Origin of the sequence: Streptomyces sp. AM6-12 (assembly GCF_044327085.1) — a bacterium.
Classification (GTDB): Bacteria; Actinomycetota; Actinomycetes; order Streptomycetales; family Streptomycetaceae; genus Streptomyces.
The window spans coordinates 2,111,101-2,126,276 of the sequence record NZ_JBIQWN010000001.1; the positions used below are offsets into that span (position 1 = coordinate 2,111,101).

Below are 15,176 nucleotides of genomic sequence, written 5' to 3' on the forward strand. Positions count from 1 at the left end.
CGATCGGCCCTGCCTTCGTTCCCCCATATGGAGGAACGGGGCACGGGAAAACGGATCAGGAACCGAGGTGTACGCCCATGGAGGCTCCGCCGGACAACGACGTGCTGTGGGCACGGTCCCTGCACTTCACGCACCCCGACGGCTCCCCCGGACTCGCCGGGGTCTCGCTCGGCGTCCGGGAGGGCGAGATCCTCGCCCTCAGCGGCCCCCGCGGCAGCGGCAAGACGACCCTGCTGCGCTGCCTGTCCGGCCTGGAGCCGGTGCAGGAGGGCGAGGTCTGGTTCAACAGCACGCCCGTGCACACCCTCGGCCCGGCGCAGCGCGAGCGGCTGCGCCGCGACCGCTTCTGCTGGATCGGCCCCGAGCCGGCCCTGGTCCCCGAGCTGAACGCCTGGGAGAACACCGCGCTGCCGCTGATGCTGCGCGGCACCAGCCGCCGCCGGGCCAAGACCACCGCGCTGGAGTGGCTGGAGCGCCTCGACGTCGGGGAGCTGGCCCGCAAGCGTCCGCACCGGCTGCGCCAGTCCGAGCGCCAGCGGATCTCCATCGCCCGCGCGCTCGCCCCGGCGCCCACCGTGCTGTTCGCCGACGAACCGAGCGCCCCGCTGCACCGCGCCGACCGCGGCCATGTGCTGCGCACCCTCACCAGCGCCGCCCGCTCGCACGGCATCACCGTGCTGCTGGCCACCCACGACCCGGAGACCGCGGCCTTCGCCGACCGCACGGTGAACCTGCTGGACGGCAGGCCGGTGCGGACCGTACACCTGCCGGAGGTCCCCGACGCGGAAGGCCGGGCCGCGTGCTCGATCTCCGTCTGACCCGCGCGGCCCGGCCCGCCGTCCAGCTGCGCCGCCTGCTGGTGGCGGCGGCCTCGGCGGGCACCGGGTTCCTACTGCTGTCCTGCCTCGGCTACGCCCTGAAACACCCCGAGTCCGCGAGCGCGGGCGCGCTGCGGCTGGCCTGGTGCGTGGTGCCGGCCGCCGCGACGGTGTACCTCGCGCTCGCCGTGGCCCGCACCGATCCCGGCACCCGCCCGCGCCCTGGACTGTCCGCGCTCGGCCTCGGACCGGCCCGGCTGATGGCCGTCTCCGCCCTGGTCACGGCCCTGTCCACCACCCTGGGCTCGCTCCTCGCGCTCTCCCTCTTCCTGCATCTGCGCGGCGACCTGACGGGACTGCCGTTCGACGGCGCGGCGGCGTCCTTCCTGGCCGCCGGCAAGCACCTGCCCCGCGCGGCGACCCTGACCCTGCTGGCGGTGGTACCGGGGGTGACGACGGTCGCGGTGGCGGTGGCGCTGCGCCCGCGGGACCCCCGGCCGCCGGCCCGGCCGCAGCGGAGGTACCTGCCGTTCGTACGACAGGCCGGTGCTCCGGATGCGTCCGGCCGGGCCACCGGGGCGGCACCGGCGGGCGCCGGGGGCACCCTCTCCGGGGACGGCACCGGGCGGACGCCGGGCGGCGTGATCGACCCCCGGTTCACGCCCCCGCCGGTCGCGAAGCCGGCCGACGACGACAAGGGGCCCGGCGACCCCCCCGCCGGGCTCCCCTGGGCGGTCGCCCTCCTCGCCGCCGGCCTCACCGCCCAGGCGTACGCGGGCCGCACGCCCCCCGCCCCCACCTTCACCACCTTCCCCGCCAGCACCGGCCTCTTCCTCCTCGGCTGGCTCCTCACCGCGCTCGGCCTGGTCTTCGCCGCCCCCGGCCTCACCCATCTGTGCGGCCGTCTCCTCCAGTGCGCCCGCCCCGGCGCGCTCCGCCTCCTCGCGGGCCGCGGCCTGATGGCGGAGGCCACCAGGATCGGCCGCCCCCTCGGCATCCTGTGCGCGGTGACCGCCGCCGGGTATGCCATGACCACCCTGTACCGCGCCCCCGCCCGCGCCCTCGGCCCGCTGAGCGCCCTCGGCGCGCTGGTCGTCACCGGCTGCGCCTTCGCCACGCTGCTGACCGTGGCCGTCGAGACCCGCCAGCACCGCGCCGAGACCACCACCGCCCTGCTGCGCCTCGGCGCCCCCACGAGGGTGTTGCGCGGCGCCGCCGCCCTGCGCGCGCTCGTCCTGCTGGCCTTCTTCACTCCGCTCACCCTGGCGATCGCCGCGCTGGCCGCGTTTCCCCTGACCCGCTGAACGCCCGGCCGCCCGCTCCGCCGGGCCTCCCCGCGCCCCGGATGCAGGCCACTCCAAGGGGCGCGGGGAACCGCGCGATCAACCGGCGAGCGGCCGTACCCGGCACTCGGGACGTACCCCCACGGCGCTCAGCCGAAGTTCGTGTTCTCCAGCCAGAACTCCAGCACCGCACGCTCACCCACGACGTCGAGACCCGGAGTGTCCAGCGGCAGCCGGCGGTAGAAGGCGAGCAGCACGGACGTGAGCGGCCCCCGCAACGCGACCGTCGCCTTCTCGTGACCGCGCCGCCAGCTCACACCGTCCTCGCCCATCTCGACCAGCCACTCGGCGTTCAGCTCCGGCCCGGCGTCGGTGGCGTGCAGATGGATGCTCCGGCCGGGCGCGCGCAGTTCGGCGGCCCACTCCCGCGCGCCGGTGCGCTGCACCCACTGCACCAGTTCCAGCCACTCGTCCAGCGCGTCGGCGGCGATGTCGGCCGCGACGTCGTACGGCGCCCCGGTGGTGAGCGCCGCGTCGGCGCGGTGGACGGTGATCTCATGGGTCATCCGGCGCGCCCAGAAGCCGCTGGTGGCGGGGCCGGTCCAGCTCCACACCCTGGCCTCGGGGCCCGCCTCGCGCAGCGCGCCGACGAGCAGCTCGCCGGTGTCCGCCAGCCACGCGTCCAGCGCCGCCGCATCGCCCCGCGCCTCGGGGCCGCCGCCGAGCGGGACCCGGTCCGTCGGGATCATCTCCTGCGCCCGCTCCCGCACCACCGTGCCGGACCAGCGCAGGGCGCCACCCATATGCCGTACGAGCTGTTCCAGCGACCACTCCGGGCAGGTCGGCACGGTGGCCGACAGATCCGCGCCGGAGGTGATCAGTTCCCTCAACTGCCCCACCTGAAGGGCGATTTCATCGCAGTAGCGGTCGTGCGCGAGGTAGGTCATGGGCCCACCCTAGGCGGCCGGTGATCAGTCGAGCACGACGATTTCGGCCGCGTCGAACTCCGCGCCCACCGTGTCGCCCGTCTCCGGTGCGTCCCGCAGCGCGCAGGCCGCTTCCAGCCGGGGGCCGTCCTCCGGCTGGAGGTGGACGGCGACATGGGTGCCCTTGAAGGTGCGGGCGGCGACGGTGCAGGTCAGCCCGGTGCCGACGGGAACGAGCCGTACGCCGGCGGGCCGGACCAGCAGCGTCCGGGGGCCCTGCGGGGCGTCCTTTGGCACCGGCAGCTTGCCCCAGGGGCCCTCGGCGACCGCGCCCGCGACCGTCGCCGGGACCACGTTCTCGAAGCCGAGGAAGCGGGCCACGAACGCGTCGGCGGGGCGCCGCCAGACGTCGAGTGGCGTGCCGGACTGGGCGATCCGGCCGTCCCGCATCACCACCACCCGGTCGGCCAGCGCGAACGCCTCGCCCTGGTCGTGGGTGACGGCGAGCACGGTCGTGCCCAACCGCCCGAAGAGTTCGCGGAGTTCGACCACGAGGCGTTCGCGCAGGGAGCGGTCGAGCTGGCCGAGGGGTTCGTCCAGCATCAGCAGCCGGGGCCGGGGAGCGAGCGCGCGGGCGAGGGCGACGCGCTGCTGCTCGCCGCCGGACAGCCCGGCCACCGCCCGGCGGGCGGCGCCCGGCAGTCCGACCAGTTCCAGCAACTCGCCCACCCGTGCGTCCCGTTCGCCCTTCGGCACGCCGTGCATCCGCAGCCCGAACGCCACGTTGGCGCCCACGTCGCGCTGCGGAAAGAGCTGGTGGTCCTGGAACATCAGGCCGACCCCGCGCCGGTGCGCGGGCACCCCGCCCTGGTCCCGTCCGGCGAGCGCGATCCGCCCGGCGTCCAGGGGCTGGAGCCCGGCGACGGCGCGCAGCAGGGTGGACTTGCCGCTGCCGCTGGGCCCGAGGACGCAGACCACCTCGTGCTCGGCGACCTCCAGACCCACCGCGTCCAGCACGGGCCGCCCGCCGAAGCGCACGGTCGCGCCCTCGATGCTCAGCATCAGAACTCCCCGGTCCGGTCGGTGCGCAGCCGCTCCAAGAGGAGCAGGGCGGCGGCGCACACCACCATCAGAATGGTCGAAAGGGCCATCGCCTGGCCGTAGTTGAGGTCGCCGGGGCGGCTGAGCAGCCGGGCCACGGCGACCGGCAGGGTCGGGTTGTCGGGCCGCGCGATGAACACGGTCGCGCCGAACTCGCCCAGCGAGACGGCGAACGCGAAACCGGCCGCGACCAGCAACGCCCGCCGCACCAGCGGCAGATCGATCTCCCGCCACACCCGCCAGGGCGAGGCCCCGAGCACGGCCGCCGCCTCCCGCAGCCGGGCGTCCACCGCGCGCAGCACCGGCAGCATGGTGCGCACCACGAAGGGGGCGCCGACCAGGGCCTGCGCGAGCGGAACCAGGATCCAGGACTGGCGCAGGTCCAGCGGCGGTTTGTCGAGGGCGATCAGGAAGCCGAAGCCGACGGTCACGGCGGACACGCCGAGCGGCAGCATCAGCAGCGCGTCGAAGCCCCGTACCAGCCGGCCCGCGTCGCGGCGGGCCAGCGCGGCGGCGGCGAGAGAGCCGATCAGCACGGCGATGGCGGTGGCCGCGACGGCGTACTGGAGCGAGGTCCACACCGCGTGCACCGGCGCCACCAGGAACGTACCGCCGTCGGTGCGGGTCAGCGCCCGGTAGTAGCCGAAGCCGGGGGCGTCCAGGGAGCGGCGGACGAGGACGGCGAGCGGCAGCACCAGGAGCAGCGCGACGCCGGCGAGGACGCCCGCGAGCAGCGCCCACTGCCCCGCGCCGCGCGGCCGCCGGGCGGTGGTGCCGGGGTCGACCAGGCGCAGGGCGGTCTCCCGGCGGCGTACCGTCCAGGCGTGGACGCCGAGGACGGCGCCGACGGCGGCGAACTGGACGAGGGTCAGGACGGCGGCCGTGCCCAGGTCGAAGATCTCGGAGGTCTGCCGGTAGATCTCCACTTCGAGGGTGGAGAAGGTGGGGCCGCCGAGGATCTGGACCACGCCGAAGGAGGTGAAGGTGAACAGGAACACCATCAGCGCGGCGGCGGCCACGGCGGGCGCGAGGGCGGGCAGGGTCACCTTGCGCCACGCGGCGAACGGGGAGGCGCCGAGCATCCGCGCGGCCTCCTCCTGACGCGGGTCGAGCTGGGCCCACAGCCCGCCCACGGTCCGTACGACGACGGCGTAGTTGAAGAAGACGTGCGCGAGCAGGATCGCCCACACGGTGGTGTCCAGCCGTACGCCCCACAGCTGGTCGAGCAGTCCGCCGTGGCCGACGAGGGCGAGGAAGGCGCTGCCGGCGACGACGGTGGGCAGTACGAACGGGACGGTGACGACGGCCCGCAGCACCTGTTTGCCGGGGAAGTCGAGGCGGGCGAAGACGAACGCGGCGGGCAGCGCGAGCAGCAGGGTGAGCGCGGTGGAGGCGAGCGCCTGCCAGGTGGTGAACCACAGCACGTGCCGGATGTCCGGCCGGCCGACCACGTCCGCGATCCGCCCGAGGTGCCAGGCGCCGCCGGTCTTCAGGCCGCGCGCCACGATCGCGGCGACGGGCCAGGCGAAGAACACCGCGAAGAACGCGACGGGCAGGGCCATCAGCCCCAGCCGCGCCGCGCTCCCGCGCCAGGTCCGCCCGCGGGCGGTCACTTCAGTACGAGTGACGTCCACGTCTTGACCCACTGATCACGGTCGGCGGCGATCTTCTCGGGGGCCATGGTCTCGGGGTGCGGGGCCGGGGGACCGTACTTGGTGAAGTCGGCGGGCACCGCGGCCCCCGCGACGACCGGGTAGACGTACATGTTCAGCGGCATGTCCTGCTGGAACTCCCGGGAGACCAGGAAGTCGAGGAACGCCTTGGCGCCCTTGGGGTTCCGCGCGTTGCTGAGCAGCCCGGCGAACTCGATCTGGCGGAAGCAGGTGCCGGTCGCCACGCCGGTCGGGGCGGTGGCGGGGCGCTTCTTGGCGTAGATCACCTCGGCGGGCGGGGAGGAGGCGTACGACACGACGAGCGGCCGGTCGCCGCCGGCCTTCCTGCCACCGGAGGAGCCGGAGAACTCCTGGTCGTAGGCCTGCTCCCAGCCGTCGACGACCTTGACGCCGTTGGCCTTGAGCTTCTTCCAGTAGTCCTGCCAGCCGTTGTCGCCGAACCGCGCGGCGCTGCCGAGCAGGAAGCCGAGGCCGGGCGAGGCGGTGGCCGGGTTCTCGGTGACGAGGAGGTTCTTGTACTGGGGCTTGACGAGGTCGGCGTACGACTGCGGCGGCGTCAGGTGGTGCTTGCCGAAGTACGCCTTGTCGTAGTTGACGCAGATGTCGCCGTAGTCGACGGGGGTGACGCGGTGCTTGCCGTCGAGCTGGTACCGGGCGCCGACCTTGTCCAGGCCCTTGGCGGTGTACGGCTGGAACAGGCCGTTGTCGAGGGCGCGGGAGAGAAGGGTGTTGTCGACGCCGAAGAGGACGTCGCCCTGGGGGTCGTCCTTGGTCAGGATGGCCTTGTTGACGGCCTGTCCGGCGTCGCCGTCCTTGAGGACGCGGACCTGGTACCCGGACCGCTTCTCGAAGTCCGCGAGGACGCTCTTGGAGACGGCCCACGAGTCATGGCTGACGAGGGTGACGGTCTTGGCGTCCGCCTTGCTCTGGCCCTGGGTCGTGCCGCACGCGGACAGCGCGAGCAGGCCGAGCCCGACCGCCGCGGCCACGCAGGTCTTGTTGTGCACTTGGTTGTCCTCCTGGGGTTGGCCAGGAAGAACGCGGCCCTGCCCGGAAGACCCGGACAGGGCGCAACAGCTTGAGTAGTGACCGAACTTCCTACCCAGAATGACCTGGGCGAGGTTCAGAGGGTCTGCGGCCTGGTGCCGCACTCTCAGCGCTGTGGCGCTCCCCTGTCGGAATATGAAGATGTCGAGACTGCTTCTTCGGCTTCTTCGACTGCTTCAATGGTGAAGAAGCGTTGGAACGGGCTCAGACTACCGCTCGGTGGCGGCGAGCTGACCACAGGCTCCGTCGATCTCCTGGCCACGGGTGTCCCGGATCGTCACCGGCACACCGTGCGCGGCGATCGCGTCCACGAACGCCTTCTCGTCCTCGGGCCGCGAGGCCGTCCACTTGGAGCCCGGAGTCGGGTTCAGCGGGATGAGGTTGACGTGCACGGGCCGGCCCTTGAGCAGCCGGCCGAGGCGGTCGCCGCGCCACGCCTGGTCGTTGATGTCGCGGATGAGCGCGTACTCGATCGACAGCCGGCGCCCGCTCTTCTCGGCGTACTCGAACCCGGCGTCCAGCACCTCGCGCACCTTCCACCGTGTGTTCACGGGGACGAGGGTGTCGCGCAGTTCGTCGTCGGGGGCGTGCAGGGAGATCGCCAACCGGCACTTGAAGCCCTCGTCGGCGAACCGGTGGATGGCCGGCACCAGGCCGACGGTGGAGACGGTGATGCCGCGCTGGGACAGGCCGAGGCCGTCCGGCGCCGGGTCGGTGAGCGCGCGGATGGCGCCGACGACGCGGTTGTAGTTGGCGAGCGGCTCGCCCATGCCCATGAACACGATGTTGGACAGCCGCGCCGGGCCGCCCGGCACCTCGCCGTCGCGCAGCGCCCGCATGCCGTCCACGATCTGGTGGACGATCTCCGCGGTGGACAGATTGCGGTCCAGGCCCGCCTGCCCGGTCGCGCAGAACGGGCAGTTCATGCCGCAGCCCGCCTGCGAGCTGATGCACATGGTGACCCGGTCCGGGTACCGCATCAGCACGGACTCCACGAGGGTCCCGTCGAACAGCTTCCACAGCGTCTTGCGGGTGGTGCCCTCGTCGGTCGACAGATGCCGGACGACCGTCATCAGCTCCGGGAACAGCGCCTCGCGCAGCTTCTGCCGGGAGCCGGCCGGGATGTCGGTCCACTGCTCGGGGTCGTGCGCGTACCGAGCGAAGTAGTGCTGCGAGAGCTGCTTGGCACGGAACGGCTTCTCACCGATCCCGGCCACCGCTTCCTTGCGCTCCGCGGGCGAGAGATCGGCGAGATGCCGCGGCGGCTTCTTGGCTCCGCGCGGCGCGACAAAGGTGAGTTCTCCGGGCTTGGGCATGGTGGTACCAGTGTCGCAGATCCAATCGGGTGACCTGCGGCCGCAGCTTGTGGTGCTCGTCGCGGGCGGGCCGGGCCGTTCGGCTGGGGGCCGGTCGGTGTGGGTGGTTCACATCGGCGTCGGTTTGATCATGGCGAAGGGGGCGCCCTGGGGGTCGGCGACCACCGTCATCCGGCCGGCCATCATGTCGAAGGGCGGGGCGAGGACCGTGCCGCCGCTTCTGACCAGGGCGTCCACGGTGGAGTCGACGTCGTCGACCGCGAAGTAGGCCAGCCAGTGGGCGGGGGTGCCGGGCGGGTCGCCGGCGAGCTGGGTGACGCCGCCGACCGCGCGGCCGCCGACCATCAGCGCCCAGTAGGCGTCCGCGCCCTCCATGGGCTCGATCTCGATGCCGAACGCCTCGCCGTAGAAGGCGGTGGCGCCGGGTACGTCGCTGGTGTGCAGCTCGTTCCAGGTCAGCGCGCCGGCCTCGTTGACGACTTGGGCGCCGTGGAAGTCGCCGGGCTGCCAGGCGCCGAAGACCGCGCCCTGCGGGTCGGCGGCGATCAGCATCCGGCCCAGGCTGCCGACGTCCATCGCCGGGACGAGCAGGGTGCCGCCCGCGGAGACGATCGCGTCCTGGGTGGCCTGGGCGTCGGTGGTGGCCAGGTAGCTGGTCCAGACGGTCGGCGGCGGTTCCGGCATGTCCTGGGGCTTCGGGCCGAGGCCCGCCACGGGCTTGCCGTGCAGCTCGCAGACCGTGTACCCGCCGAACTCGGCCGGTCCCGGCTGCCCCTGCCAGCCGAGCAGGTCGCGGTAGAAGTCCAGCGCGGCCTGCTGGTCCGAGGCCATCAGGTCGACCCAGCACGGGGTACCGGTCGCGTACGGGGTGGTGACGTCGGGCATCTCTCGCTCTCCCTACCAGGGGACCAGGGGGCCACGGGACCAAGGACCAGGGTGGCCACGCCACGGGTCGTTCTTTGTCACCATCGTGTGGCCAAACGTGATCGCCCGCCCGTCGGAGCAAAGCGGCGCCGGCGAGGGGCCGGACGAGCGGGCGGTCGTACGACGACGGGCCCCCGCCCTGTTCCCAGGGTGGGGGCCCGTACGGCCGCGACGACGCGCGGCAGGAGGTTTCGTCAGGCGGAGCCGACGAAGACCACCAGCAGGAGCCAGACCACCGGCGCCGTCGGCAGCAGGGAGTCCAGGCGGTCCATGATGCCGCCGTGGCCCGGCAGCAGGGTGCCCATGTCCTTGATGCCCAGATCGCGCTTGATCATGGATTCGCCGAGGTCGCCCAGGGTGGCGCTGGCCGCGACCGCGAGGCCCAGCAGCAGGCCCTGCCACCAGTGGCCGCCGTCGATCAGGAACTGCATGCACAGCGCGCCCGCGACCATCGAGAAGGACACCGCGCCGAGCAGGCCCTCGCGGGTCTTGCCGGGGCTGATCCGCGGGGCGAGCTTGTGCTTGCCGAAGCGCCAGCCGACGGCATAGGCGCCGGTGTCGCTGACGACGGTGAGCAGCAGGAAGGTCAGGACCCGCCAGGGGCCGTCGGCCGCGGTCAGCATCAGGGCGACGAAGGTGGCCAGGAAGGGCACGTAGAACGCCGCGAAGACAGCGGCCGTGACGTCCTTGAGGTAGCCCTCCGGGGGTTCCGTCATCCGCCAGACCAGCACCGCGAGAGCGGTGAGGGCCATGGCGACCCACGCGCCCTCGGCACCGCGCACATAGCCGGCGACCACCATCGCGGCGCCGCCGACCGCGAGCGGTACGAGCGGCGCCTTGATCTCCTTGCGCTCCTGGAGCCTGCTGGTCAGCTCCCACAGGCCGACGACGACGGCGACCGCGATCACGCCGACGAACACGGCCTTGACGATGAACAGCGACGCGATGATCACCACGCCGAGTCCCACGCCGACGCCTATGGCCGCGCCGAGGTCGCGGCCCGCGCTTTTCTTCTGCGGCGCCGGCGTCGGCTGCGGGGCGTCGGGCATGGGCTCCGGATTCTGGCTCGGGCTCGGCGTCGGCTGGGGCGTCCCGTACGGGGGCTGCGGCTGTGCCCCGTAGGGCTGCTGCTGTCCCTGCTGCGGCTGGGGCGCGTACGGCTGCCGGGCCGGCTGCTCGTACGACGGCGGCGTCCCGGCCGGCGACCGCGTCCCGTAAGGGTCGTACGGCACCGCGTCCCCGGGCGGGTTCGGGGTGCCGTATCCGGGCTGCCGCTCGGGCGGCGGCTGCGTCCCGTAAGGGGGCTGGCCGCCGTACTGCGCCGGTGACCCGGACTGCGGTGGTGACCCGTACTGCGGCTGGGGCTCGTCCCGGAACAAGGGGCCGCTCAGCCGAGCAGCCCCCCGGGTGTCGTCCTGGTCTCCGCCATACACGGGTACGTCGGGCACGATGGGCATGGGGCGCGTCTGCTGCGCCTCGGGCGCATCGTACGCGGGACCCGCCGGGGCGGCCTCGCCCTGGACGGGCCCACCCTCGGTGGGCCCCCAGTAGCCGGTCCGCCCCGCCGGTGGCGGCGCCCCCCAGGAAGAGTCGCTCATCAGACTTCGAGCAGCTCCGATTCCTTGTGCTTGAGGAGCTCGTCCACCTGGGCGACGTACTTCGCCGTCAGGTCGTCCAGCTCCTTCTCCGCACGGCGGCCCTCGTCCTCGCCGATCTCGCCATCCTTGATCATCTTGTCGATGGCGTCCTTGGCCTTGCGGCGCACGGAACGGATGGAGACCTTGGCGTCCTCGGCCTTGCCCCTGGCGACCTTGATGTAGTCGCGGCGGCGCTCCTCGGTCAGCTCGGGGAACACCACCCGGATGATGTTGCCGTCATTGCTGGGGTTGACGCCCAGGTCGGAGTCGCGGATCGCCTGCTCGATGTTGCGCAGCGCGCTCTTGTCGAACGGTGTGACGACCGCCATCCGCGGCTCCGGCACGGAGAACGAGGCCAGCTGGTTGATCGGCGTCAGGGCGCCGTAGTAGTCGGCCACGATCTTGTTGAACATCGCCGGGTGCGCACGGCCGGTGCGGATCGCGGCGAAGTCCTCCTTGGCGACCACGACGGCCTTCTCCATCTTCTCCTCGGCTTCGAGGAGGGTCTCTTCGATCACCACTTGCTCCTGCGTGTCTTGAGTAAGGCCCGGCTGCGGTTCCTCGGTGGTCCGGCGGCCGGCTGCGTCGCGTCTTCTTCCTGCACGGTTCCCGACCGGCAGGACATTGTCCATCCCCCGGCCGAGGCGCGTGACGTCCGTCCCTCGGACAGGTGTCGTACCCCAGGGGGCGACGGGGGCGTGCCGGTCAGTTCCGGCTGCCGTGGTCACCCACCAGCGTGCCGATCTTCTCACCCTTGACGGCACGGGCGATATTGCCCTCCGCGAGAAGCTCGAAGACGAGGATCGGGAGCTTGTTGTCGCGGCACAGCGTGATCGCGGTGGCGTCGGCGACCTTCAGGTCCCGGGTGATGACCTCGCCGTAGCCGAGGGCGTCGAACTTGACGGCGTCGGGGTTGGTCTTGGGGTCGGAGTCGTAGACCCCGTCCACACCGTTCTTGCCCATGAGCAGCGCCTCGGCGTCGATCTCCAGGGCGCGCTGGGCGGCGGTGGTGTCGGTGGAGAAGTAGGGCATGCCCATACCGGCGCCGAAGATGACCACGCGGCCCTTCTCCAGGTGGCGCACGGCGCGCAGCGGGATGTACGGCTCGGCGACCTGGCCCATGGTGATGGCCGTCTGCACCCGGCTGTCGATGCCCTCCTTCTCCAGGAAGTCCTGGAGGGCGAGGCAGTTCATCACGGTGCCGAGCATGCCCATGTAGTCGGAGCGGGCGCGGTCCATGCCGCGCTGCTGGAGTTCGGCGCCGCGGAAGAAGTTGCCGCCGCCGATGACGACCGCGACCTGCGCTCCGTCCCGTACGACGGCCGCGATCTCGCGGGCGATCTTGTGCACCACGTCCGGGTCGACGCCCAGGCCGCCGCCTCCGGAGAACGCCTCTCCGGACAGCTTCAGCAGAAACCGGCCGCGTACTTTGCCGTCGTCGCTTTTCTGGGCCTTGTCGGTCATGGGAGATCCCGCCTCTTTCACGTGTTGCACATACGAAGAAGGCCATTGCCGGTGGGGTCGCATTTCGCTCCCATACGCGGCAATGGCCTCCTCGTCAGATCTGCTGCCGTCCGCCCCGCACTCGCGTGTGGCGGTGGTCGCGGACGACTGCTGTCGACCCTATCGGGATTTCTCCGCGGGTCGCGCGTCGATCGCGGTACGGACTCAGATGCCGACCTTGATGCGCGTGAAGCGCTTCAGGGTGACACCGGCCTCGTCCAGCACCTTCTGGACCGACTTCTTGTTGTCCAGCGCGTACGGCTGGCCCAGCAGGGTGGCGTCCTTGAAGAAGCCGTTGACGCGACCCTCGACGATCTTGGCGATCGCGGCCTCGGGCTTGCCCTCGGCGCGGGTCGTCTCCTCGGCGATGCGGCGCTCGGACTCGACGACCTCGGCCGGGACGTCCTCCTTGGCCAGGTACTTCGGCGCGAACGCGGCGATGTGCTGGGCGATGCCCTTGGCGACCTCGGCGTTCGGCTTGTCCAGCTCGACCAGGACACCGATCTGCGGGGGCAGGTCGGGCATGGTGCGGTGCATGTACGCGGTGACGTAGCCGTCGGAGAACTGCGCGAAGCGGTCCAGGACGATCTTCTCGCCGAGGTTGGCGTTGGCCTCGTCCACGAACGCCTGGACGGTCTTGCCGGGCTCGATCTCGGAGGCGAGCAGGGCCTCGATGTCGGCCGGGGAGGTCTTGGCGACGTGCTCGGCGATGGTCTTGGCCACGGCCTGGAACTTGTCACCCTTGGCGACGAAGTCCGTCTCGCACTTCAGCTCGACCAGGACGCCGGAGGAGTTGTCATCGGCGATGATGGAGACCACGGCGCCGTTCTCGGCGGAGCGGCCCTCGCGCTTGGCGACGCCCTTCTGGCCCTTGATGCGCAGCGCCTCGACGGCCTTGTCGACGTTGCCCTCGGCCTCGTCCAGCGCCTTCTTGCAGTCCATCATGCCGGCGCCCGTGAGCTCACGGAGCTTCTTGACGTCGGCGGCGGTGTAGTTCGCCATGAGTCAGTGAGTCTTTCTCGAAGTCTGGGAGATCTTCAGATCCGCACGGTTTGCGATCCACATGTAGCCGCGGAGCGCATACGTCGTACCGACCTATGGGTGAACAGCGGGGGCGGAGTTGATGTCGCCGCCCCCGCTGTCAAACGCTGACGCGGCGGATCAGGCCTGCTCGCCCTCGGCGGCCTTCTCCTCGGCCGGAGCGGCCTCGGCGGCGGGCGCCTCGGTGGCCGGAGCCTCGGTGGCCTCGGCGGCGGTGGCCTCGGCGGCCGGAGCCTCGGTGGCCTCGGCGGCGGTGGCCTCGGCGGCCGGAGCCTCGTCCTTCTTCTCACCCTCGAGCAGGTCGCGCTCCCACTCGGCGAGCGGCTCGCCGGCGGCCTTCTCGCCCTTGTCACCGGTGGCGACGCGAGAGCGGGAGATGAGGCCCTCGGCGACGGCGTCGGCGATCACGCGGGTGAGCAGGGTGACGGAGCGGATCGCGTCGTCGTTGCCCGGGATCTTGTAGTCGACCTCGTCGGGGTCGCAGTTGGTGTCGAGGATCGCGACGACCGGGATGTTCAGCTTCCGGGCCTCACCAACGGCGATGTGCTCCTTCTTGGTGTCCACGATCCAGACGGCGCTGGGCACCTTCTGCATCTCGCGGATACCGCCGAGGGTCTTCTCCAGCTTGGCCTTCTCGCGGGAGAGGACCAGCAGCTCCTTCTTGGTCAGACCGGAGGACGCGACGTCCTCGAAGTCGATCTGCTCGAGCTCCTTGAGGCGCTGCAGACGCTTGTAGACGGTCGAGAAGTTGGTGAGCATGCCGCCCAGCCAGCGCTGGTTGACGAAGGGCATGCCGACGCGGGTGGCCTGCTCGGCGATGGCCTCCTGCGCCTGCTTCTTCGTGCCGACGAACATGACCGTGCCGCCGTGGGCGACGGTCTCCTTGACGAACTCGTAGGCGCGGTCGATGTACGACAGCGACTGGAGCAGGTCGATGATGTAGATGCCGTTGCGCTCGGTGAAGATGAAGCGCTTCATCTTCGGGTTCCAGCGACGGGTCTGGTGACCGAAGTGGACGCCGCTCTCCAGCAGCTCCCGCATCGTGACGACGGCCATGGCCGTATCTCCTTGAGTTTCTCGGTTGTGCCGCGTCCGCCGGACGGCGGTCGCGCCTGACGCCCGCGTGCGCCGTGCCGCGAAGGACCGAGAGGCGCTTGGCAGGAACCGTTTCCGGATGCCGTACCGGGGCGTGCGAAGTCGACCCGGTGACCCGGATCGCCAGAAGAAGTGTACGGGACCGCCGGGCCACCAGGTGACGCGGTTGTCCACAACCGGGGAGTGGTCCACAGGTGAGGAGGCCCCGGCGGTGGGGTGCGGGACGGTGGGGGCATGCGACGACTTGTGTGGTGCGGGGCGGGGACGGTGGTTCTGGTGACGGCCCTGGCGCTGATCCTGTGCGGGCGCCGGGCCTGGGCGCAGCCGCCGCCAACGCCCCCGGCGGGGGCTCCGGCCGGGGTGCCGGCCATCGCGCGGGGCTGGCCGGTGGGGGTGCGGCCCGTGGTCCTGCGCGGCTGGCAGCCGCCGGCGACGCCGTACGGCCCCGGCCACCGCGGCGTGGACCTGGCGGCCGCCCCAGGAAGCCCGGTACGGGCGGTGGCGGCGGGCCGGGTGTCCTTCGCGGGCCGGGTGGCCGGGCGGGGAGTGGTGACGGTGGAGCTGAGGGGGACGGGGCTGCGGACGACGTACGAGCCGGTGCACCCCTCGGTGCCGGAGGGGGCGGACGTGGGGGCGGGGGACGCGGTCGGGGTGGTGGAGGCGGCGGGAGCGCACTGCGGTGCGCAGGCCTGTGTCCACTGGGGTCTGCTGCGGGGCGGGACCTATCTGAACCCGTTGGCCCTGCTGCCGCCGTGGCTGCTGGACAGGGGGCCGTCGCGACTGCTGCCGGTGCTCACGGGCTGAGCGCGGTC

Annotated in this window: 14 protein-coding genes and 1 riboswitch; of the genes, 3 read left to right on the forward strand and 11 right to left on the reverse strand. The window is 72.2% G+C overall.

Going from position 1 to position 15,176, the window contains the following annotated elements; genetic code table 11:
- Positions 1-77: 77 nt before the first annotated feature.
- Both ACE4Q9_RS09325 and ACE4Q9_RS09330 read left to right on the forward strand, forming a co-directional pair.
- Positions 78-818, forward strand: a complete 741-nt coding sequence (locus ACE4Q9_RS09325) for an ABC transporter ATP-binding protein (RefSeq protein ID WP_397983775.1) — start codon at positions 78-80, stop codon at positions 816-818.
- Positions 800-2,122, forward strand: coding sequence for a hypothetical protein (locus ACE4Q9_RS09330; protein WP_397983776.1), 1,323 nt, complete (start codon positions 800-802; stop codon positions 2,120-2,122). The genes ACE4Q9_RS09325 and ACE4Q9_RS09330 overlap by 19 nt, the downstream gene beginning before the upstream one ends.
- Positions 2,123-2,250: 128 nt before the next feature.
- Here the strand turns inward: ACE4Q9_RS09330 and ACE4Q9_RS09335 are convergent, their stop codons facing one another.
- From ACE4Q9_RS09335 to rpsB, 11 genes are all read right to left on the reverse strand, one after another.
- Positions 2,251-3,048, reverse strand: a complete 798-nt coding sequence (locus ACE4Q9_RS09335) for a maleylpyruvate isomerase family mycothiol-dependent enzyme (RefSeq protein WP_397983777.1) — start codon at positions 3,046-3,048, stop codon at positions 2,251-2,253.
- A gap of 24 nt (positions 3,049-3,072) precedes the next feature.
- Positions 3,073-4,089 (reverse strand): ABC transporter ATP-binding protein, encoded by a 1,017-nt coding sequence (locus ACE4Q9_RS09340; protein WP_397983778.1) that lies wholly within the window; start codon positions 4,087-4,089, stop codon positions 3,073-3,075.
- Complete coding sequence (locus tag ACE4Q9_RS09345) at positions 4,089-5,690, reverse strand: ABC transporter permease (protein WP_397987162.1); 1,602 nt, start codon at positions 5,688-5,690, stop codon at positions 4,089-4,091. The genes ACE4Q9_RS09340 and ACE4Q9_RS09345 overlap by 1 nt, the downstream gene beginning before the upstream one ends.
- 47 nt (positions 5,691-5,737) lie before the next feature.
- The gene (locus tag ACE4Q9_RS09350; protein ID WP_397983779.1) at positions 5,738-6,808 is read right to left on the reverse strand and encodes a thiamine ABC transporter substrate binding subunit; all 1,071 of its coding nucleotides are present in this window, start codon (positions 6,806-6,808) and stop codon (positions 5,738-5,740) included.
- A 70-nt stretch (positions 6,809-6,878) separates the two neighbouring features.
- Positions 6,879-6,985: riboswitch (TPP riboswitch) on the reverse strand.
- A 72-nt stretch (positions 6,986-7,057) separates the two neighbouring features.
- Positions 7,058-8,164 (reverse strand): 23S rRNA (adenine(2503)-C(2))-methyltransferase RlmN, encoded by a 1,107-nt coding sequence (gene rlmN, locus ACE4Q9_RS09355; protein ID WP_397983780.1) that lies wholly within the window; start codon positions 8,162-8,164, stop codon positions 7,058-7,060.
- Between the two features lie 108 nt (positions 8,165-8,272).
- Positions 8,273-9,049, reverse strand: coding sequence for a VOC family protein (locus ACE4Q9_RS09360; protein WP_397983781.1), 777 nt, complete (start codon positions 9,047-9,049; stop codon positions 8,273-8,275).
- 233 nt (positions 9,050-9,282) lie between these two features.
- The gene (locus ACE4Q9_RS09365; RefSeq protein WP_397987163.1) at positions 9,283-10,545 is read right to left on the reverse strand and encodes a phosphatidate cytidylyltransferase; all 1,263 of its coding nucleotides are present in this window, start codon (positions 10,543-10,545) and stop codon (positions 9,283-9,285) included.
- 140 nt (positions 10,546-10,685) lie between these two features.
- Entirely contained in the window at positions 10,686-11,243 is a 558-nt protein-coding gene (gene frr / locus ACE4Q9_RS09370; RefSeq protein WP_397983782.1) for a ribosome recycling factor, read from the reverse strand.
- A gap of 187 nt (positions 11,244-11,430) precedes the next feature.
- Positions 11,431-12,189 (reverse strand): UMP kinase, encoded by a 759-nt coding sequence (gene pyrH / locus ACE4Q9_RS09375; RefSeq protein WP_046421052.1) that lies wholly within the window; start codon positions 12,187-12,189, stop codon positions 11,431-11,433.
- A 204-nt stretch (positions 12,190-12,393) separates the two neighbouring features.
- Positions 12,394-13,230 (reverse strand): translation elongation factor Ts, encoded by an 837-nt coding sequence (gene tsf / locus ACE4Q9_RS09380; protein ID WP_397983783.1) that lies wholly within the window; start codon positions 13,228-13,230, stop codon positions 12,394-12,396.
- Positions 13,231-13,389: 159 nt separating this feature from the next.
- The gene (gene rpsB / locus ACE4Q9_RS09385) at positions 13,390-14,325 is read right to left on the reverse strand and encodes a 30S ribosomal protein S2 (protein ID WP_397983784.1); all 936 of its coding nucleotides are present in this window, start codon (positions 14,323-14,325) and stop codon (positions 13,390-13,392) included.
- Between the two features lie 273 nt (positions 14,326-14,598).
- On the opposite strand from rpsB, the gene ACE4Q9_RS09390 reads away from it, so the two are divergent.
- Positions 14,599-15,168 carry a peptidoglycan DD-metalloendopeptidase family protein gene (locus ACE4Q9_RS09390; protein ID WP_397983785.1) on the forward strand — a complete coding sequence of 190 codons (570 nt, stop codon included), beginning with the start codon at positions 14,599-14,601 and terminating at the stop codon, positions 15,166-15,168.
- Positions 15,169-15,176: the final 8 nt, after the last annotated feature.